This window comes from Pseudomonas sp. M30-35 (assembly GCF_002163625.1).
Lineage (GTDB): Bacteria > Pseudomonadota > Gammaproteobacteria > Pseudomonadales > Pseudomonadaceae > Aquipseudomonas.
In genome coordinates this window covers 3,245,119-3,265,405 of sequence record NZ_CP020892.1, presented here as the reverse complement: position 1 = coordinate 3,265,405, position 20,287 = coordinate 3,245,119, and the positions used below count along the sequence as shown (strand labels likewise).

Here is a 20,287-nt window from a genome sequence, read left to right as displayed (position 1 = left end):
CTAAGCTGGAGTTGAACAATAATGACTCATCTACTCATGTAGCATTTGCTGCATTGAGCTCTCTAAACGTAGGGTTGTCGCCATCCGACAGCCTTATCGTTACTTGGCATCTCATTGGTGCGTCTAAAATTTTTGCGCGAAACCGCGTCATGTAATCGTGTTTGCATGCAGGGCAGCGCATTGGTCTAGCCTGATCGTCGCCGCATAGAAGGGCGCCGACATTTTATTTTGGACTATTACGTCGATCATCAGGGTCGTCGAGGTGTTCCAGGAGAGTTGCACTGCCCATGACGATGATCTTCAAGTCATTTAGTTCGTTGTATTTTGCTACGTTGTTGATGTTGCTCGGTTCGGGTTTGCTGAGTACTTATCTAGGCTTGCGCCTTGCCGAGACCGCGGATGGTCTTTGGGTGGGTGCGTTGATGACCGCGAACTATCTGGGCTTGGTACTCGGCGGCAAGCTGGGACACCGGCTGATTGCCAGGGTTGGCCATATTCGAGCCTATGTTGCCTGTGCCGGTATCGTCACGGCTGCGGTGCTCGGCCACGGTATGACTGCTTTTCTACCTGTCTGGCTGGCGCTGCGACTGGTCGTAGGCTTATGCATGATGTGCCAATACATGGTGATCGAGAGTTGGTTGAACGAGCAGGCAGGGCCAAGTCAGCGTGGCAAGGTGTTTGCGGGTTACATGGGCGCTTCGTATCTTGGTTTGATTCTGGGCCAGCTCGTTCTGGTCGTGCACCCTGAGCTCAGCGTCGAGCTGTTGATGATGGTTGCCCTGTGTTTTGCGTTGTGTCTGGTGCCTGTCGCGCTGACTCGCAAACTTCACCCGGCACCGCTGCATCCTGCGCCGCTGGAAATGCGCTTCTTCCTTAAGCGCGTGCCGTTGTCGTTGCTGACCATCGGTGTTGCTGGTTTGCTGATCGGCTCCTTTTATGGCCTGGGTCCCTTGTACGGCTCACGCATGGGCTTGAGTACCGAACAGGTTGGTCTGTTCATGGGCTGTTGCATTCTCGCCGGCTTGCTGGCTCAGGTGCCGCTAGGTTGGTTATCTGACCGTGCCGACCGGGTCAAACTGATTCGTGGTTGTGCCGGGTTGTTGAGTGTGACCGCACTGCCGCTTGCGGTGTTGCAGGAAGCGCCTGTCGAGCTGCTGTTTGCGTGCGGTTTTGCGGTGAGCATTATGTTGTTCAGTCTTTACCCTCTGGCGGTGGCGTTTGCCAATGACCACGTTGAGAGTGAGCGCCGGGTATCGCTGACGGTGATGTTGTTGGTGGTGTTTGGTGTGGGTGCGGCGATTGGGCCGATGTTGGTCGGTTTTTTAATGCGCTTTCTCGGCGCCAACATGCTTTATGCATTCACTGCTTTAAGTGGTTTGGTGCTGGTTGGTTTTGTGCGCACAGCCAAGGTTACGCATGTGCATCAGGTTGATGAAGCGCCGCTGCATCACATTGCCATGCCTGAAGGTATGGCCAGCTCGCCGCTGGTTGCCGCGCTTGATCCGCGTAACGAAGAACAGTATGTGCAAGAGCATATGTGCGATGACCACGTCGACGGCGAAGATGAGCAGCTTGCAGCGCAAGCTATGGCTGACGCTAGCGCTGCGGAGGTTGAACTGGCGACCATTGCTGCTGCGGTGGTGACAGCTTCAGCGGTCGCGGCGGCAGCTGTGGCAGCGGATGCTGATGTAGATACTGCTGCGTACACCGATGGAGCTGAGCCGGTTTCAACTGAGGAGGCTGTCGTCGCTTCGGTCGATAGTGATACACAAGAAGCTTCGACGCAGGATCCTGAACAGCCTGACTCGTCCAAGGATGGTAATGCGTGAGGCCGCTGCTTAGCATCATCATTCCGGCTCGTAACGAGGCTCAAGCCTTGCCTTTGTTGTTGCGTGACTTAGCTGCGCTGCGCACGGCAGGTGCTGAGATAATCTTGGTCGATGGCGCCAGTGAAGATGCGACTTGCGCAGTTGCTGCTTCATGGGTCGATCAGCTGCTGTCGAGCAAGCCTGGGCGAGCGCTGCAGATGAACACAGGCGCTGCGGCAGCACATGGCGATTACCTGTGGTTTGTCCATGCTGATACGCGGGTTGACCCCGGGTCAATCCAAAGCTTGCTTGATACTTTGCTGGAGCAGCCTCTTTGGGGTCGCTTTGATGTGCGTTTGTCGGGGAAGGGCATGCTGTTGCGGTTAATTGGCGCGATGATTAACCTTCGCTCGCGAGTGAGTGCGATTGCTACAGGTGACCAAGGGATTTTTGTTGCGCGCAAGACCTTTGAGTCGTTGAACGGTTACGCCAGTATTCCGCTGATGGAAGACGTTGACCTTTGCCGTCGGCTCAGGGTACTTGTTCGGCCAAGGTGTTTGCGTCCGGCTTTACTAACATCCAGCCGACGTTGGGAGCAGAATGGCATCTTGCGCACAGTCGTATTAATGTGGCGCATACGGCTTGGGTATTATTTTGGCGTGAGTCCTGAGTCATTGGCACGCCAGTATCACCGAGGGCCACGGTCATGAGCTTAGCTGTTTCTTTACATATGTTGGCGCGTGCGCCGCGCCCTGGTCAGGTCAAAACCAGATTAATTCCAGCGCTTGGGCCTGAAGGTGCCTGCGACTTGCAGCGGCGCTTGGTCGAGCGCGCATTGAGCCGTTTAGGTGATGGTTTTTCCCAGCGCTTTTTGTGGCTCGATGATGGTCCCGATACTGCGCTGCAAGCGCTGGCGGAGCAACATGGCTGGACGGTCGTAGAGCAGCCAGCGGGCGATCTTGGTGAGCGTATGCGTTGTATCACTGCATTGGGCTTGGTTGAAAGTGATGCGGTTATGTTGATTGGCAATGATTGCCCTGCACTGAGTGCCGATTACCTGATGCAAGCGCGAGCCGCTCTGGTTGATACGCCTGCAGTGCTGGGCCCGGCCGAGGACGGCGGTTATGTGCTGCTGGGGCTGCGGCAAAACGATTCACGCTTGTTCAGTAATATGCCTTGGGGAACAGACGAAGTGCTGCGCCTCACGCAAGCGCGTTTAGCCGAGATGGAGTGGCGTTATCAGTTATTGCCAGTGCTTTGGGATGTTGACCGCCCTGAAGACCTGCCGCGCTTGGCGAGTTTAGGTATCCAGGTTGGTTAAGGCGTCTCTGTGCGCTGCTCTGCAAGCGACTCTCCCAGGAGCGCTGTGCGCATAGTCGTTAGAGGAAGGTGTCGCTTTCGAGGCGTTTGGCTTCACGTTGCAACTGATATACGAAGCGCTCGACCTGACGTTGAACCAATCCACTCATTTGATAGAACCGCACGCCAAGCATGCTGATATCGAGCTTGTCGTTGTAGTGCACATGGCGGAGCTCTATCGGTGCAGTCATTGCGCCAAAGGGCAATTGAGCCACCAACTCTTCATAGACCATGCCCGGCTTGAGACTGTGAGTTGCATCGCCAGCGATGCGGATTTTGCAGCCAGTTGCCGATATATCCAGCATGTGGCCGTTTAACGGCTTCACTAACTTCTCACCTGTGAGGGTGATTGCTACCAACTCACTGCGCTTCAACTCCGCACGGAAGGCGCTGCGACGTTGGTGATATATAACCTCTGAAGGTGTTGCACAGAAATAGCAGCGCAAGCCGTTGTGTTCGCTAATTTGTGCAGAGTCTTCACACTTCCAGGCAACGCGTACGCCGTCACGGGATGACTCAACGCTGAATGGCTCAGCATTTTTCAGGAAGCGCTCACCATCATTTGGCACTAATTCGTCAAAAATCAGCCGGCCTTTATCTGGATCAACCTCAATCAAGAAGCTTTGAAAGCGTTGGCTTCTTTCATGAAAACTAATTACCAACGGATCATGGTTCTGTTCGAGTTGACGCAGTGTGGCTGCGATTTCCATTGGCGCTTTTAGCACTTTTGGGGGTTGAGGGCCGTCTTCTTCGGCAAATGGGTTGGACACGGTACTGTCTACTCCAAATCCAAACTAATTATTATGGCGCTAGCATACTGTCAAAATGACATTATGGGTACGCAAAGTGCAGAGATATTAAGCTTGGCTCAGAGGTCGCTGGTTAACACCGCGTGAGGCGCTGCCGCTGCTGTCATAGAGGCTTGGTGTTTCATTGCCGCTGAGAATGCTGAGCATGCTGCGGGTAGACGTCTGGCTCGAACGGATCAAGCGGCCATTACGCAGATTGCCGGTTTGGCAGCGTTCTAGTAATTGGGTCAGCGTATCGCTTTGTACGAGCAATTCGCTGCCCAGTGGGCTGCGCGCGGCAAGTGCTTGCAAGCCTTCAAGGTCGGCGCTTAGCTGCAAGCTCTGCAGGAGCTGCGCGCGGCTCTGCGCGTGCTGTGCGAGCTGGCTGAGGAGAGGCTGCTTGGCATTGAGAATGTGCTGCAGGCTGTCGAGGTCACGCTCGCCCAACGCCTGATGCTCGCTGTCGATCAGTTCAAGCAATTGCTCGCTGATGCCGATATCGTCTTTGAACAGCTGAAGCATTGTTGAGTCGTACATCGTAGGCTCTTGGAAGTTAGGCGTCCAACATTCCAGTGCAGCAGCTAAAGCCTGATGAAACAGGCTTTAGGTTCAGCGCTGGGACTCGAAATTGAGCAGTTTGCTGGCTGTACGCTGGGCATCTACTTTATAGGTGCCGTCAGCAATGGCCTGCTTGATCTGGGCAACGCGTTCTTTATCCACGGTTGGCAGCTCATTAAGTTTATCGCCAATGCTCTGCAGTTGCTGAGCTTCTTGGCTGAGGTGCACAGACTCACCGCTCTTGCTCGACTCGGCAGGGGTATTGGTTACGCTTGCCGGGTTGGATGCTTTTTCATCCGCTCCTGTGCTGCGAACTCCTGACTGGGCGCCGCTGGTCCGCCCGGAGTTAGCCGGGGTAGGTGCGTTGCTTGGTCGGTTGAAGTCGATGACCATGATCGTAAACCTCTGATTTGTTTGGACGCTTACCTGTCTGTCGGCCGTGCGCGATAAAACTTTAGCGACTTTCTGAAAAATATTACATTGCTGAGTCAGTACTGAAAATGCTCAGTTAAATCGTCGCTGGCGATAAATTTCAGAGCATTTCTTTGAGCCATAAACGCTGCAATAAGTTCTGAATCTATAGACCTGTATGCCGCCGTCCAAGAAAACGTCTTGGCTAACACAATCAAGGCCGCTATCAAGACCACTATACAAGAGCCTAATCAAGATTCATGCCTACATTGCCACTTCGACTTGTCCTGGACCGGTTACCCGCGCCTTGATAATACGCTGTGAGCGCTGGTTGCGAACATTAATTTGTCTGCCTAAAGCCCCGTCGGACAGCGCTTCGCCCGGCATCCTCACGTTAATCGTGCCGGTTTTTGCGCTGATTACGACCTGGTCGCCACGTCGAATAACTTCAGCTAGCTCGACATAGACCGGGGTTAACTCCTGGTCCGGGCGGACAGGGCGCGTCAGCTTTTTGCCGATTGCCTGCTGAACTGAGGTCAGATATCCATGATTAAGCTGCCCGACATCGCGCTCCGCCAATGTTACGTCGAATTCGCTAATTACGCTGGAACGCTTGAGCGGGCGTGTTGCCGTCACCACTTCACGATAAAGGCGAACCTGCGCCGGGACAAAAATAGTCCAGGGGGCAGAGCCGTCGCAGCGAACCTTCAATGTGACGCGGCCAATGGGTTCTGCTGGGCTTTCCAGCGTGGTCGTCAAATCTCTGTCGCACAGCGGCAGTCGTAACCGAGGGTCAAGGCGGTTGATTTCAATCTCATGCCGGCCGCTGATATCGCTTCGTTGTAAATAGTCGGCCACAGTAACCTCAAGAAAAGTGTGGGCGGCGCCGATAAGCTGGTCAGGCAGGGTTGAAGTTGCCACAGCAGTTGAGCTGAAGCAGGCGGCTGCAGGTATTAATAAAGCCAGAATCAGTTGGTGGCTTTTTGCCCACATATGTCGATAAAACGTCGTTTCTACGGTCATATATATTAGCGTGCAAGGCCCGTGCCGCCTGCTAACTTCAGTTTTACGGGCGCTTAAATAAGGAGTATGGGCATGGTTAGTGTCATGGACTCGGTGAATCAACGCACTCAGTTGGTCGGCCAAAACCGTTTAGAGCTGCTGTTGTTTCGCCTTGATGGCAAACAGTTGTATGGGATTAACGTATTCAAGGTCAAAGAGGTGCTGCAGTGCCCGCGCCTGACCGTAATGCCCAAGTCCAGTTCTGTGGTGCGTGGAGTCGCCAATATCCGCGGCGGAACCATTCCGATTATTGATCTGTCCCTGGCGACGGGCTGCAAGCCACTGGCTGATTTGCAAAATAGCTTTGTGATCATCACTGAGTACAACACCAAGACTCAGGGTTTTTTGGTGAGCGCAGTTGAGCGCATTGTTAACATGAACTGGGAAGAGATCCTGCCGCCGCCAAAGGGTACGGGGCGTGATCATTACCTGACGGCGGTGACCTATCTTGATCAGCAAATGGTTGAGATCATCGATGTAGAAAAGGTTCTGGCTGAAGTTTCACCCACCTCTGAAGCGATATCTGAGGGTGTGGTGGATGCGGCTACTCATGGTAAAGCGGTTAAACAGCATGTGTTGATTGTTGATGACTCATCAGTGGCGCGTAAGCAGGTGTTACGTTGCTTGCAAGCCGTTGGTGTGGAAGTGACGACGCTGAATGATGGGCGTGAAGCGCTGGATTATTTGCGCAAGATGGCTGATGAAGGGCGTCGCCCGGCCGATGAGTTGCTGATGATTATTTCTGACATTGAAATGCCAGAAATGGATGGCTATACATTGACCACTGCTATTCGCAGTGATGCGCGGATGCAGGGATTGCACCTGTTGCTACACACTTCATTGTCGGGTGTATTCAACCAAGCGATGGTCAAAAAGGTCGGTGCGGATGATTTTCTCGCCAAATTCCGGCCCGATGATTTAGCCTCAAGAGTGGTTGAGCGAATCAACGCGGTTGATCGTGGCGAGTAAGCTGCGCCAACCCATGCGACAAATGGCTGGATAACCAAAGGGTTTAGCTGTGTCTTTAAGCTGTGATGGTGCATCAGATGCTGCCTAGAATGTTTATATTCGGTGGGTGTCTCATAGACCAACACTATTATTTTGCGGGGCAGTGCGAGTGACGTCAGGAAATTTGGATTTTGAACAGTTCCGGAGCTTCCTCGAAAAAGCCTGCGGGATTTTGCTAGGCACCAATAAACAGTATCTGGTTTCCAGTCGGCTTAATAAGTTGATGGAACAGAACAGTATCAAGACGCTCGGTGAGTTGGTGCAGCGTATGCAGGCCATGCCGCGCAGCGGCTTGCGTGAGCAAGTGGTCGATGCCATGACCACCAACGAAACCCTGTGGTTTCGTGATACCTATCCCTTTGAAGTGATGAAAAAGCGTGTGTTGCCTGAATTACTCAAGGCTAACGCGGGGCAGCGTTTGCGTATCTGGTCGGCAGCTTGTTCGTCAGGGCAAGAGCCTTATTCGCTGTCGATGACAATTGATGAGTTCGAGAAGAGCAATATCGGGCAGTTGCGCGGTGGTGCGCAAATCGTCGCCACAGACCTGTCACCGACGATGCTGGCCAACTGTAAATCAGGTGAGTACGACAGTCTGGCAATTGGTCGTGGCCTCTCACAAGAACGTTTGCAGCGCTACTTTGAGCCGAAGGCGCCGGGACGCTGGGTGGTCAAGGCACCGATCAAAAGCCGTGTCGAATTTCGTCCGCTAAATCTGCTGGAAAGCTACGCCGGCTTGGGAAAGTTTGATGTGGTGTTCTGTCGTAACGTGCTGATCTACTTTTCAGCTGAAGTGAAGAAAGACATTCTCACGCGTATCCATGCGACCTTGAAGCCGGGCGGATATTTGTTCCTGGGCGCTTCCGAGGCGCTCAATGCACTGCCGGACCTGTATCAGATGGTGCAATGCAGTCCGGGCATCATTTATAAAGTCAAATAAGCCTTGTGTGGATCACTGCAAGCAGCAGGCCCAGAGCCTGCTGTTTACATAGGATTGTGCAAGCGTCTGCCTGCCTGCTCCTTAGTGCCCGGATAATGGTAACTGGCTTGATTCAAGTCAGTCCCTGGCGCACGTACTGTCGATAAAGTTGCCCAGCGCTCGAACCTACTCGAGTGAACGCTTAAGGACTGGGTTAATGGAATTACTTGTTTGGCAAAGTGACCTCAACACCGGAATCGAGGTCATCGACAATCAGCATCGACGGATTGTCGATATGATCAACTTGCTGATCTTGGCGCAAAAGCAGGGGCATAGCCGCAGCGAAGTCGGTGGCGTGCTTAATGATCTGGTTGATTACACGCTCTCGCACTTTGCCTTTGAAGAGTCGCTGCTGGAAGAGTCCGGCTACAGTTTTACCCGTCCACACAAGCGTGTGCATGAGGTGTTCATTGGCAAGGTTAATGAGTACAACACTCGCTTCAAGGCAGGCGAGGATATAACCACTGAGTTGATCGGTTTGTTGTCGCGCTGGCTGTTCAACCACATCCGCAATGACGACGCCGCTTATGCCAAGGTGGTTATCGACAACATGAACCGGATTACTCAGGACACGCAACCTGCGGGCTGGTTGTCGCGTTCAATGCGCAAGTTTTTTGGCTAATCTCAGCGGCGCAGCATCTTCTTATGAGCCAATTGCGCTCAACGTCTAACCACAGATAATTGCTTGGCCATTTGGTAATGGCGTGAGGGCGCCAGGCATTTATCTGCCTCCAGTTTGAGCGGCAAGTGCGGGGCGGGTAAATAGGCAGAGGCATTGCCGCAAGCGGAAATCCATTGCCGCTTTAGTCTTTTTACTCAATAGGTTTTATCATAAGTCATTGTATTTAAACGGTTAAATATATTGGCACAGGGTTTGCTTTGTTGCTTGCACGGAAAACTGCTTCGGCAAACGGCAAAGGTACAAACCATGAGTATCAGCTTCGCAAGCGCACTCGGCATTCACCAACAAGCACTGAGCTTTCGCGCTCAGCGTGCAGAAGTGTTGGCCAATAACATGGTGAACGCAGACACGCCTAACTACAAAGCGCGTGATCTGGATTTCGCCTCAGTGCTTGCCGAGCAAAATGCCAAGACTCAGGGCGGCACCTTTAGCCTGAACCGCACCAATGCACATCACATCAGTGCTGAAGGTCTGGCCAGCGCTGAGGCTGAGCTTAAGTATCGAACTCCGATGAGCCCTTCGCTTGATCAGAACACAGTCGATACCCAGCTAGAACAGTCGAATTACGCGCAAAACGCCGTCGACTTTCAGGCCAGCTTCACCTTACTCAATAGCAAATTCAAAGGGCTGGTCAGCGCCCTGCGCGGCGACTAACGGAGACTGATGCCATGTCACTAACCAGTGTATTCAATATTGCCGGGTCCGGTATGAGCGCGCAAAGCACGCGTCTCAACACCATCTCCAGCAACATCGCCAACGCCGAGTCTGTGTCTTCCAACATTGACCAGACTTACCGCGCTCGCCACCCGGTTTTCGCCACTGTGTTTAATCAGGCCCAGGGTTCTGATGGCGGCTCCTTGTTTGCTGAGCAAGATGCAGCTGGCAGCGGTGTTCAGGTGCTCGGCATTGTTGAGGATCAAAGTTCGCTGATGCCACGTTACGAGCCTAACCATCCGGCCGCGGACGAGAGCGGTTATGTGTACTACCCCAACGTCAATGTGGTTGAAGAAATGGCTGACATGATCTCTGCCAGCCGGGCCTTCCAGACCAACGTTGAAATGATGAATACCGCTAAACAAATGTTACAGAAGGTGCTGACCCTGGGTCAGTAAGCCATCAATGAGGAACGCTAAATGAGCGTTGATAGCACCAGTGGCGTTGGCAGTTCGGTCCTTGATCAGCTGCAAATTAACTCGTCCAGTACCGGTACAGATAAAGAGCTTGGTAAAGACGAGTTCTTGAATCTGTTGGTCGCCCAATTGAATAACCAGAACCCACTGGAGCCGCAAGGTAACGGCGAGTTCATCGCGCAATTGGCACAGTTCAGTACGGTAGACGGTATTCAGCAGTTGAACGGTAGCGTCGATACATTGCTGTCGGGTTATCAGTCATCGCAGGCCTTGCAGGCTTCGTCGCTGGTTGGGCGCAAAGTTATTATTCCGACTGACACTGCGGTAGTGGATACCAGTGAGAGCTTCAAGGCCAGCCTGGTTCTGCCGACCAGCAGTAGCAACGTCTACGTCAATGTTAAAGACAGCGCCGGGTCAGTGGTTGGCCGAGTCAACCTGGGTGAGCAGGAAGCAGGCAACATCAGCTTCATCTGGGATGGCAAGGATTCAAGCGGCAATCTTATGCCGCCGGGCACTTACACCTTTGAGGCGGAAGCGACCTACGCGGGTGAAACCAAGGGTCTTTACACCATGCTTCCGGCCAACGTTGACAGTGTCACTTTGGGCGGCAGCGAACTCATGCTGAATTTGGCAGGGCTGGGCAGTGTGCCGCTCTCGCAGGTTCAGGTCATCGGTCAATAATCATCACGATTTAATGGCCGGCTGTTCCGGCAAAGGAGTTTTCCATGGCGTTCAATATCGGGCTTAGCGGTCTGCGCGCAGCGACCAGCGATCTCAACGTTACGGGTAATAACATCGCCAACGCAGGCACGACCGGCTTTAAACAGTCGCGGGCGGAGTTTGCTGACGTGTATGCGGCTTCGGTGCTTGGCTCCGGCAAGAACGCCCAAGGTAGCGGGGTGTTGCTCAGTGACGTTTCGCAACAATTCAATCAGGGCAACGTCAACTACACGCAGAACTCATTGGATTTGGCGATTAACGGTAACGGCTTTTTCCGCACCAGCAACAATGGTGATATCAGCTACACCCGTGCCGGTTATTTCGGTACTGACCGCGCTGGCAATATCGTCAATAACTTCGGCTACAAGCTGCAAGGCTATGCGGTGGATGGCAACGGCAATCTGCAAAACGGCATCATCTCTGATCTTAAAGTTGAGACGGCCAGCCAGGCACCGAAGCCGACGAGTACCATTACTCAGCCTTTCAACCTGAACTCGACCAACGAAGTGCCGACGACAACGCCGTTTGATCCGAATGATCCAACCACATTTAACTCGTCGACCTCGGTCAATATCTTCGACTCGCAGGGCAACTCACACGCATTTACTCAGTATTACATCAAAACCGGTGCTAATACCTGGCAGATGAATGTGTTGGTCGATGGGCGCAACCCGGCGGACCCGACATCGACCGACCCGTACACGGCCAACCTGACCTTTAATGCGGCAGGCCAGTTGGATACCGCAGCGATGACATCGGCAGATTTCACTGTGGCTGCAAATGGTACGTTGAATATGACCAACTGGGTTCCCGCCGCATCCGATGGTGGTACGCCTCCGGTCTGGAGTGGTAACGGTGCAACGGCTAGTGCGACTGGGGTTAATTTTGACTTCCGTGGCACGACCCAGTATTCGAGTTTGTTTGCGGTGAATAGTGTTGACCAAAACGGTTACACCACGGGTGAGCTGGCGGGCCTTGAGATTGATGACACCGGTGTGATTTTTGCGCGCTACACCAACGGCCAGTCGAAGGTGCAGGGGCAAGTGGTGTTGGCCAACTTTGCCAATATGCAAGGTCTGACGCCGGTGGGTAAAACGGCATGGGTGCAGTCATTTGAATCGGGTGAGCCGGTGATCGGCACGCCAAGCAGCGGCACCTTGGGTGCTTTGCAGTCGGGAGCGCTGGAAGACTCAAACGTCGAACTGTCTGACCAGTTGGTTAACTTGATCGTTGCGCAGCGCAATTATCAGGCGAATGCAAAAACCATCGAGACTGAAAGTGCGGTGACCCAGACCATTATCAACCTGCGTTGATCCAGCTGGCCGACATGGCTTTGCCGTTCGCGGCAAAGTCTCGCCGTTCGCTCTATTAAAAAGCTCCTTTTGGAGCTTTTTTGTTTTATAAAATCTAATTTTATCAATGGTTTACGGTTAATTTTCGAGTGTGGCACAGGCTTTGCAATATTGCCTGTATAGAGCACAAGGCAGCACGCCTATCTCGGAGAGTTACCATGGATAAAATGCTTTACGTCGCCATGACTGGCGCTCAGAACAACACGCTGGCACAGCGCGCGCACGCCAACAACTTGGCGAATATTTCAACCAGCGGCTTTCGCCGTGACTTTGAGCAGGCGCGGGCTATTTCATCATTCGGTGATGTGTATCCGTCGCGCGTTTATGCAATGAGTGAGCGTCCAGGTACTGACTTTACTCCGGGCTCCATGCAGGAAACAGGACGCGACCTTGACGTTGCAATCGGCGGTCATGGCTGGCTTGCCGTGCAGGCGCCCGATGGCAGCGAAGCTTATGTGCGTACTGCCAGCTTGAATGTCGACGCGCTAGGCGTGCTGCGCACTGGCAATGGTTTGCCGGTTATGGGCAATGCCGGGCCAGTTGCCGTGCCGCCAGAGCAGGGGATCGATATCGGTCAGGACGGCACCATCAGTATTCGTGCATTGGGTGAGGCGCCAAATGTGCTGGCAGAGGTTGATCGACTGAAGCTGGTTAACCCGGACCCTAAGCAGTTGGAGAAGGGCACCGACGGCATGATGCGTCTCAAGAGTGGCCAGCGAGTGCAGGCCGATGCGAGCGTGCGACTGACTTCGGGTTTTCTCGAATCAAGCAACGTCAACGCGGTGGAAGAGATGACCGCGATCATGTCGTTGTCCCGCCAATTCGAGCTGCAAGTAAAGATGATGCGCACCGCCGAAGACAATGCGTCGGCAATGGCGCGGGTTTTGCAACTTAGCTAATTATCAGTACGCGGCGACGTGAAAACGTCACCCGAGGAGAACCAATATGATTCCGGCACTGTGGGTCAGCAAAACCGGTTTGTCCGCTCAGGACATGAACCTGACCACTATTTCCAACAACCTGGCCAACGTTTCGACGACGGGTTTCAAACGCGATCGCGCTGAATTTGAGGATCTGCTTTATCAGATCCGTCGTCAGCCAGGCGGCCAGTCGAGCCAAGACAGTGAGCTGCCTTCAGGTTTGCAGCTGGGTACCGGTGTGAGAATTGTTGGCACTCAGAAGATCTTCACCGCTGGCAGCTTGCAGACTACCGAGCAGCCGCTGGATATGGCGATCAACGGCCGTGGTTTCTTCCAGGTGTTGATGCCGGACGGCACGGTGTCCTACACCCGTGACGGTAGCTTCCACCTGGATTCCGATGGCCAGGTTGTGACCTCCAATGGCTTTCCGTTGGAGCCCGCCATGGTGCTGCCCAACGAAGTTAAAACCTTCACCGTGGGTGAGGACGGCACGGTTTCGGTAACCACCGCCGGTAATCCTCAGCCGCAAGTTATCGGCAACTTGCAGACCGCTGACTTTATTAACCCTGCGGGTCTTGAAGCCATCGGCAGCAACCTGTTTCTTGAGACCGCTTCCAGCGGCGCTCCACAAGTGGGTACACCTGGTTTGAATGGCTTGGGTACGACTTTGCAAAACACCTTGGAAAACTCCAACGTCAGCGTGGTTGAAGAGTTGGTGAATATGATCACCACTCAACGCGCCTACGAGATGAACTCCAAAGTCATCTCAACCGCTGACCAAATGTTGTCCTTTATTACTCAGAATCTTTGATGGTTTTGGCCAGGCTGTTAGCTGGCCTTTGCGTTAACTGTTACACCGCGAGGGTGGATTTATGAACCGGCTAATTATTGTTTCCTTACTGTTGTGCACCACGCTGCTAAGTGGCTGCGTTGCGCCTGTAGCCAAGCCGAATGATCCATATTACTCGCCTGTGTTGCCGCGTACACCGCTGCCCGCTGCGCAGAATAACGGCTCCATCTATCAAACCGGTTTTGATAACAATCTGTTTACCGATCGCAAGGCGTATCGGGTGGGTGACATCATCACCATCACCTTGAATGAGAAAACCCAGGCCAGCAAAAACGCCGGTTCGCAAATTTCCAAAGACAGCAAAACCAGCCTCGGTCTGACCTCATTGTTCGGCGGTTCGGTAACAGGCTCCAACCCATTCTCTGATGGCGACCTGTCGCTGAGCGCGTCATACAGCGGCAATCGTGATACCCAAGGCGACAGCAAGGCCGCGCAGGGCAACAGCTTGACGGGCTCGGTAACCGTGACCGTCGCTGAAGTGCTGCCAAACGGCATTCTTTCGGTGCGCGGCGAGAAGTGGATGACGCTCAATACCGGTGATGAACTGGTACGGATTGCCGGCCTGGTGCGTGCCGATGATGTCGCCACCGACAACACGGTGTCATCAACCCGTATCGCTGACGCGCGCATCACCTATTCCGGAACTGGCGCCTTTGCCGACGCCAGTCAACCTGGCTGGCTTGATCGCTTCTTCCTCAGCCCACTGTTTCCGTTTTGAGGGCTGCAACCATGCGCCTAAGCAAATATCTCGTACTGCTCTCTGTGCTGTTGCTAAGTGCTGCAGCGCAGGCTGAACGGCTTAAAGATCTGGCCAGTATTCAAGGCGTGCGAAGCAACCAACTGATTGGATATGGTCTGGTCGTTGGCTTGAGCGGCAGTGGTGACCAAACCACGCAAACACCGTTTACCGTGCAGACGTTCAACAACATGCTCGCTCAGTTCGGGATCAAAGTGCCGGTCGGTGGCAACGTCCAGTTGAAGAACGTTGCTGCGGTTTCGATTCATGCCGATCTTCCGGCGTTTGCTAAACCGGGCCAAACCATCGACGTCACCGTGTCCTCGATTGGTAACGCCAAAAGCCTGCGCGGCGGCAGCCTGTTGATGGCGCCGTTGAAAGGTATCGACGGCAATGTGTACGCCATCGCTCAGGGTAATCTGGTGGTCGGCGGCTTCGATGCTGAAGGCGGTGACGGCTCGCGCATCACCGTCAATATCCCATCGGCTGGGCGTATTCCTTCTGGCGCCACGGTTGAGCGTTCAGTGCCAAGTGGTTTCGATCAAGGTAATAGCCTGACGCTCAACCTGAACCGTCCAGATTTCACCACGGCCAAACATATTGTTGATCAGATCAACGAGCTGCTTGGCCCTGGCGTTGCGCAGGCGATTGACGCCGGCTCGGTGCGCGTCAGTGCGCCGCTGGACCCTAACCAGCGCGTTGATTACTTGTCGATCCTCGAGAATCTTGAGGTGGTTGCAGGCCAAGCGGTGGCCAAGGTGATTATCAACTCGCGCACCGGCACCATCGTCATCGGTCAGAACGTGCGCGTGCAGCCGGCAGCGGTAACCCACGGCAGCCTGACCGTGACCATCACCGAAGACCCAATCGTCAGCCAGCCGGGCGCTTTGTCGGGCGGTCAGACGGCTGTCGTACCCCGCTCACGTGTAGATGCAACGCAAGAGGCCAAGCCGATGTTCCGCTTTGGTCCAGGCACCACGCTGGATGAAATCGTCCGTGCGGTAAACCAGGTTGGCGCTGCGCCTTCCGACCTTATGGCCATCCTCGAAGCGCTGAAACAAGCAGGCGCTTTGCAGGCTGACTTGATCGTTATTTAAGGGGCGGATCGATGGATTCTCGACTCTCTGCAGGACTCGCCAGCGCTGGCACCAGCTCACTGGATGGCGGCGCGGCAACTGACCTTAACCGACTCAATAAATTTAAAGTCGGTGGTGATAGCGAAGCCAATATCGGCAAAGTCGCGAAAGAGTTCGAGTCGCTGTTTCTCAATGAAATGCTTAAAGCCATGCGCTCCGCTAACGAAGGTTTTAGCGAAGGCAACTTCATGAACAGTGAAGAGGGTAAAACCTATCAGGGCATGTATGACCAGCAATTGGCTGTGACCATGTCCAACAACAAGAACGGTATTGGTCTGGCGGACGTACTGGCCCGCCAGATGAGCAAAATGAAAAGCCACAGTGACCGGCCTAATCCGTTCGCTCATCCAGATAACGCCGTGACCAGCGCGAGCATCGGGGCGCCTGGCGCAGTTGCAGCCAGCAGCACCGATGCGGTTAAACCGACTGCTCAGGTTGATAGCCGTCGCGATGACTCCAGCCTGATCAACAAGCGTCGCCTTTCATTGCCGGGCAAGTTAGCTGATCGTTTGCTTGCTGGCATCACCCCAACAACCGACACCGCCGCGGTGCAGGCCCTGGCTAATAACGATTGGATTCCGGCAATTGCCCACGCCGCCCCCAAGGATAAAGGCCTGAGCATTAACGGTAGCGATGCCATTAGCGGCGCTCGTTTGGCTCAGAAGGGCGGTAAAGGTGCCTCGGAATTTACCTCGCCGGCTGACTTCATTGCGACCATGTTGCCGATGGCTGAAAAGGCTGCGGAAAAGATCGGCGTTGAAGCGCGCTATTTGGTGGCTCAGGCAGCGCTGGAAACGGGTTGGGGCAAGTCGATTATTCGCCAGCAAGACGGCACCGTTAGCCATAACCTGTTCGGCATCAAAAGCCACAACAGTTGGAGTGGCGAGTCGGCCAAGGTGATGACCACCGAATACAAAGGCGGCCAGGCCGTGAAAGAGGCGGCTTCGTTCCGCTCCTATGATTCTTTCGCCCAAAGCTTTGAGGATTACGTCAGCTTCCTGCAAACCAATGGCCGGTACGAGAAGGCCTTGGGCAGCACGCAAAACCCGGAACAGTTCGTTAAAGAATTGCAGAAAGCCGGTTACGCCACTGACCCGCAATACGCGCGCAAGATTTCGCAGATCGCGCGGAAAATGGCGGTCTATCAAACTGTTGCCTCCGTCGATACGACGCCTACCCGTGGATGAGCTGAATAATGTCTGACTTACTCAACATCGGTTTATCAGGACTGTCGTCGAACAAGACTCAGCTGTCCATCACCGGGCACAACATCACCAACGTAAACACCCCAGGCTACTCACGTCAGGACGCTTTGCAAGGCACGCGTGCGCCGCAGTTCAGTGGGGCTGGTTTTATCGGCTCAGGCACCACATTGGTCGATATTCGCCGTACCTACAGCGAGTTCCTGACCACGCAAGTGCGTACCAGTACCGCATTGAGCAGTGATGTAGAAGCGTATAAAAGCCAGATTGAACAACTCGATTCATTGTTGGCGGGCTCTACCACCGGTATCACACCGTCGTTGCAGGAGTTTTTTTCGTCGTTGCAAACCGCTGCTGAAGACCCATCCAACGGGCCTGCCCGGCAGTTGGTACTGTCCCAGGCTGAAGGCCTGAGTCGTCGTTTCAACACGGTTTATGACCGGATTGATGAGCAAAACACCTTCATCAATAAGCAGATGTCAGCGATAACCGATCAGGTCAATCGTCTGGCTGGCTCCATCGCCAGTTTAAACGATGCCATTGCCAAAGCGTCGGCAACCGGGCAGGCGCCTAATGACCTGCTTGATGCGCGTGAAGAAGCGGTTCGCCAGCTTTCGTCATTTGTCGGTGTGACCGTTGTGCCGCAAGACGACAACTCGATGAACGTGTTCATCGGCAGTGGCCAGCCGTTGGTTGTCGGCAGCACGGCCAGTCGCCTGGAAACCGTCGCGGGTAAGGGTGATCCGAACCGGGTTGAGATTGAATTTGTCAGCGGTGCTTCACGTCAGGGTATTACCACGCAACTGAGTGGCGGCGAGTTGGGCGGTTTGCTTCGTTACCGTTCAGAAACCCTTGACCCAACGCTTAACTCGCTTGGGCGGCTAGCGTTGTCGGTGAGCGATCAGATCAACACGCAGCTGGGCGAGGGTGTCGATCTCAAGGGGCAAGTGGGTTCAGCGTTGTTTGGCGACTTTAATAGTCCGGAGTTGGCGGCACTGCGGGTTAAAAGCTATGCGAGCAATACCAGCAACGCCCAGCCACTGCTGAATATCACCGATACCTCGATTTTGACCACCAGTGATTATCGTCTCGAGTTTGACGGCACCAACTACACCGCCCGACGTTTGAGCGACAACCAAGCGATGGCGGTGACTGAAAATCCGCCGGGCACATTGAGCTTCACCGACAGCGGTGGGCGCGATCAAGGCTTTCAGATTGTCGTCGGTACACCCGCGCCCGCTGCCGGGGATACCTTTGCGCTGCAGCCAACCCGCCGCGGCGCAACTTCTATTTCGACTGTGCTTGATCAGGCGGATCAGCTCGGGTTTGCCGCGCCAGTTCGCGCGGTCAACGGTGCGTTGGACGCCAATGGCAACATCACTGGTAGTAATCGCGGTACCGGTGCGATTTCACAACCCGATTTAACCAGTGCAGGTTCCAGTCCAATTGACTTGGCTGCGATCAAAGGCGCTTTGCCGGTGGCGCTGACTTATAACGGCGCTGGCGGTTTTGAAAACCCGCCGGGTACGCCGGTGCCCGGGTTGACCCTGGTTGGCGGCGGTACTTTTCAGCCGGGACAAAAGAATACTTTTGAGCTGGATATGGGCGGCGGCAACATCGTCACATTCAGCGTCAGCGGTCGTCCAGAGAATGGCGATACCTTCACCATCGACTTTAACGAAGGCGGTGTTTCGGATAACCGTAACGCCTTGAAACTGGCGGATTTGCAAAGCCAGCAAACCATAGGCATCGACCCAACAGTCACTGGCTCCACCGGGCTGAGCTTTACCGATGGCTATGGAGATTTGGTCGAGCGGGTCGGCACCTTGACCGCACAAGCCCGCCAAGACAGCGACGCCACCAGCTCCATCCTCAAGCAAGCAACCGACAACCGCGATTCATTGTCGGGTGTGAGTCTGGATGAAGAGGCGGCCAACCTGATCAAGTTCGAGCAGTACTACAACGCCTCGGCACAAGTGATTCAAGTTGCGCGCTCTTTGTTCGATACCCTGATCGGTGCGTTTAGATAATTCCGTTTTTAAAATTAATTGTGGGCTTGGCGCTAATAACAGCCCGAGCCATTTGATTCGTTAGCAACCAATAGCTGAAAAGCCAATTGTTTGATGAGGCCCTGACATGCGTATTTCTACCATTCAAGCGTTCAATAATGGCGTGTCCGGGCTGCAGCGCAATTATTCGAATGTAACGCGCACTCAGGAACAAATCAGCACCGGCAACCGTATTCTGTCGCCCGCTGATGATCCGGTGGCCTCAGTACGTTTGCTGCAACTTGAGCAGCAACAGAATGTGCTCAATCAGTACAACTCGAACCTGACGGCAGCCAAGAACAGCCTGGCTCAGGAAGAGAGCACGCTTAACTCGGTCAACACCATTTTGCAGCGGGTGCGCGAGCTAGCGCTGTCGGCGGGTAACGGTGCCCTGAGCCAAGAGGATCGGCAGTCGATATCTGCCGAGTTGGGACAGCGTGAAGATGAGTTGCTGGGTTTGATGAATTCGCGCAACGCCCGTGGTGAATACCTGTTTGCAGGTTTTCAGGGTAAGTCGCAACCCTTTGTGCAGAACCCTGATGGCACCTATTCCTACACCGGTGATGACGGCCAACGTAAGTTGCAAGTTGCCAGCTCCCTGGAGCTGGCGATTAACGACAGCGGCAAGGCGGTGTTTCAGGACGTGGTTAATGGTGGTCGGTTAAGTTTGACCGATAACTCTGTGCCTGCGGCTCCGGCAAACAGTATCAGTGGTTTGCTGGTTGAAGATGATGTTGCCTTTGCCAATTTTCCGGCAGGCGGCATTCAACTCGACTTTGATGCAGTAGATCCGCTCAATTACACCATCACCACATTGCCAATGCCGGGCACTACAACAACCGGGCGCCTGGATGATGAAAACGACACACAGGTTCACTTTTCCGGTGCGACCTTTTTCGTCAACGGTACGCCGCCAGCGTCTTCCAGTTTCACCATTGAAGGCCCAGACGCCAATCCGGCAACGCCGCCACAAAGCTCGATCGGTATTCTCAATACCATCGCCAGTTTGCGCCAATCGCTTGAAACTGCCGACGATACACCGACAGGCAATCGAGAGGTTCGTGATGCCTTGGCGCTGGCGGTAACCAATCTGGATAACGGTATTGGCACGGTGGATAAAGCGCGCGGCAATATTGGCGCGCGTCTTAACATTATTGAGTCGACCCAGACCGATAATGAGAACGTCACCTTGGTCAACAAAAGCGTACAGGCGGATCTGCGCGAGCTGGATTACGCCGAGGCGCTGTCGCGGCTTACATTCCAAACCATCGTGCTTGAAGCGGCGCAGCAGAGCTACGTGAAGATCAGCAGCCTGAACCTGTTTAATAAGCTCTGATACGACCACGGCAAGTTGGCCATTGAAATTCGGTTACTCGCTTGTATCCATTGCGTAGGGTGGGTGGCGCCTTTTTCACCCACCATTTGCAGCCTTCAATATTCAGTTAATCGCAGTGTCGTGGCGGGCAAGCTTCGCCTTGCCCGCCCTACAAAGTCTGTAGGCTGGCTGGCGTTTTTTAATTTAAGTATTTGTTTTATAAGGC

21 protein-coding genes are annotated in these 20,287 nt (G+C 54.0%); 17 read left to right on the top strand and 4 right to left on the bottom strand.

The features are described 5' to 3' along the window. Window positions 1-287 precede the first annotated feature (287 nt). From B9K09_RS15070 to B9K09_RS15060, 3 genes are read left to right on the top strand one after another with little or no spacing between them, the layout of a single operon-like run. Window positions 288-1,829 (top strand): MFS transporter, encoded by a 1,542-nt coding sequence (locus B9K09_RS15070; RefSeq protein WP_256574045.1) that lies wholly within the window; start codon window positions 288-290, stop codon window positions 1,827-1,829. Beyond that, window positions 1,826-2,518: a TIGR04283 family arsenosugar biosynthesis glycosyltransferase gene (locus tag B9K09_RS15065; RefSeq protein ID WP_087517581.1), complete on the top strand. Its 693-nt coding sequence runs from the start codon at window positions 1,826-1,828 to the stop codon at window positions 2,516-2,518. Before B9K09_RS15070 ends, B9K09_RS15065 begins: the two co-directional genes overlap by 4 nt. Beyond that, window positions 2,515-3,129, top strand: coding sequence for a TIGR04282 family arsenosugar biosynthesis glycosyltransferase (locus B9K09_RS15060; RefSeq protein WP_087517580.1), 615 nt, complete (start codon window positions 2,515-2,517; stop codon window positions 3,127-3,129). Before B9K09_RS15065 ends, B9K09_RS15060 begins: the two co-directional genes overlap by 4 nt. A 58-nt stretch (window positions 3,130-3,187) precedes the next feature. On the opposite strand, the gene B9K09_RS15055 is transcribed toward B9K09_RS15060, so the two are convergent. The 4 genes from B9K09_RS15055 to flgA form a co-directional block, all read right to left on the bottom strand. Beyond that, complete coding sequence (locus B9K09_RS15055; protein ID WP_087517579.1) at window positions 3,188-3,937, bottom strand: flagellar brake protein; 750 nt, start codon at window positions 3,935-3,937, stop codon at window positions 3,188-3,190. Window positions 3,938-4,024: 87 nt separating this feature from the next. After that, a complete protein-coding gene (locus B9K09_RS15050; RefSeq protein WP_087517578.1) occupies window positions 4,025-4,492 on the bottom strand; it encodes a flagella synthesis protein FlgN in 468 nt (155 codons plus the stop codon). A 72-nt stretch (window positions 4,493-4,564) separates the two neighbouring features. Then, window positions 4,565-4,906 carry a flagellar biosynthesis anti-sigma factor FlgM gene (gene flgM, locus B9K09_RS15045; protein WP_087517577.1) on the bottom strand — a complete coding sequence of 114 codons (342 nt, stop codon included), beginning with the start codon at window positions 4,904-4,906 and terminating at the stop codon, window positions 4,565-4,567. Between the two features lie 282 nt (window positions 4,907-5,188). Next, window positions 5,189-5,947, bottom strand: a complete 759-nt coding sequence (flgA, locus tag B9K09_RS15040) for a flagellar basal body P-ring formation chaperone FlgA (protein WP_087517576.1) — start codon at window positions 5,945-5,947, stop codon at window positions 5,189-5,191. A 72-nt stretch (window positions 5,948-6,019) separates the two neighbouring features. Here flgA and B9K09_RS15035 point away from each other — a divergent pair, with 72 nt between their 5' ends. From B9K09_RS15035 to flgL, 14 genes are all read left to right on the top strand, one after another. Beyond that, entirely contained in the window at window positions 6,020-6,955 is a 936-nt protein-coding gene (locus B9K09_RS15035) for a chemotaxis protein CheV (protein WP_087517575.1), read from the top strand. 148 nt (window positions 6,956-7,103) lie between these two features. Beyond that, the gene (gene cheR, locus B9K09_RS15030; protein WP_087517574.1) at window positions 7,104-7,931 is read left to right on the top strand and encodes a protein-glutamate O-methyltransferase CheR; all 828 of its coding nucleotides are present in this window, start codon (window positions 7,104-7,106) and stop codon (window positions 7,929-7,931) included. Window positions 7,932-8,127: 196 nt separating this feature from the next. After that, window positions 8,128-8,592 (top strand): bacteriohemerythrin, encoded by a 465-nt coding sequence (locus B9K09_RS15025; RefSeq protein WP_087517573.1) that lies wholly within the window; start codon window positions 8,128-8,130, stop codon window positions 8,590-8,592. 306 nt (window positions 8,593-8,898) lie between these two features. Further along, a complete protein-coding gene (gene flgB, locus B9K09_RS15020) occupies window positions 8,899-9,306 on the top strand; it encodes a flagellar basal body rod protein FlgB (protein WP_087517572.1) in 408 nt (135 codons plus the stop codon). 14 nt (window positions 9,307-9,320) lie between these two features. Beyond that, a complete protein-coding gene (gene flgC / locus B9K09_RS15015; RefSeq protein ID WP_087517571.1) occupies window positions 9,321-9,764 on the top strand; it encodes a flagellar basal body rod protein FlgC in 444 nt (147 codons plus the stop codon). Between the two features lie 21 nt (window positions 9,765-9,785). Beyond that, on the top strand, window positions 9,786-10,463 hold the full coding sequence (gene flgD, locus B9K09_RS15010; protein ID WP_087517570.1) for a flagellar hook assembly protein FlgD: 678 nt from the start codon (window positions 9,786-9,788) through the stop codon (window positions 10,461-10,463). A gap of 44 nt (window positions 10,464-10,507) precedes the next feature. Then, the gene (flgE, locus tag B9K09_RS15005; RefSeq protein WP_087517569.1) at window positions 10,508-11,815 is read left to right on the top strand and encodes a flagellar hook protein FlgE; all 1,308 of its coding nucleotides are present in this window, start codon (window positions 10,508-10,510) and stop codon (window positions 11,813-11,815) included. Window positions 11,816-12,012: 197 nt separating this feature from the next. Beyond that, the gene (locus B9K09_RS15000) at window positions 12,013-12,753 is read left to right on the top strand and encodes a flagellar basal body rod protein FlgF (RefSeq protein ID WP_087517568.1); all 741 of its coding nucleotides are present in this window, start codon (window positions 12,013-12,015) and stop codon (window positions 12,751-12,753) included. 46 nt (window positions 12,754-12,799) lie between these two features. Beyond that, window positions 12,800-13,585, top strand: a complete 786-nt coding sequence (gene flgG, locus B9K09_RS14995; RefSeq protein WP_087517567.1) for a flagellar basal-body rod protein FlgG — start codon at window positions 12,800-12,802, stop codon at window positions 13,583-13,585. 61 nt (window positions 13,586-13,646) lie between these two features. Next, window positions 13,647-14,342 (top strand): flagellar basal body L-ring protein FlgH, encoded by a 696-nt coding sequence (gene flgH / locus B9K09_RS14990; RefSeq protein ID WP_087517566.1) that lies wholly within the window; start codon window positions 13,647-13,649, stop codon window positions 14,340-14,342. A gap of 11 nt (window positions 14,343-14,353) precedes the next feature. After that, complete coding sequence (locus B9K09_RS14985; protein ID WP_087517565.1) at window positions 14,354-15,457, top strand: flagellar basal body P-ring protein FlgI; 1,104 nt, start codon at window positions 14,354-14,356, stop codon at window positions 15,455-15,457. Between the two features lie 11 nt (window positions 15,458-15,468). Next, window positions 15,469-16,683: a flagellar assembly peptidoglycan hydrolase FlgJ gene (flgJ, locus tag B9K09_RS14980; RefSeq protein WP_087517564.1), complete on the top strand. Its 1,215-nt coding sequence runs from the start codon at window positions 15,469-15,471 to the stop codon at window positions 16,681-16,683. Window positions 16,684-16,691: 8 nt separating this feature from the next. Further along, the gene (gene flgK, locus B9K09_RS14975) at window positions 16,692-18,728 is read left to right on the top strand and encodes a flagellar hook-associated protein FlgK (protein WP_087517563.1); all 2,037 of its coding nucleotides are present in this window, start codon (window positions 16,692-16,694) and stop codon (window positions 18,726-18,728) included. Between the two features lie 106 nt (window positions 18,729-18,834). Then, a complete protein-coding gene (gene flgL, locus B9K09_RS14970) occupies window positions 18,835-20,082 on the top strand; it encodes a flagellar hook-associated protein FlgL (RefSeq protein WP_087517562.1) in 1,248 nt (415 codons plus the stop codon). Window positions 20,083-20,287 lie beyond the last annotated feature (205 nt).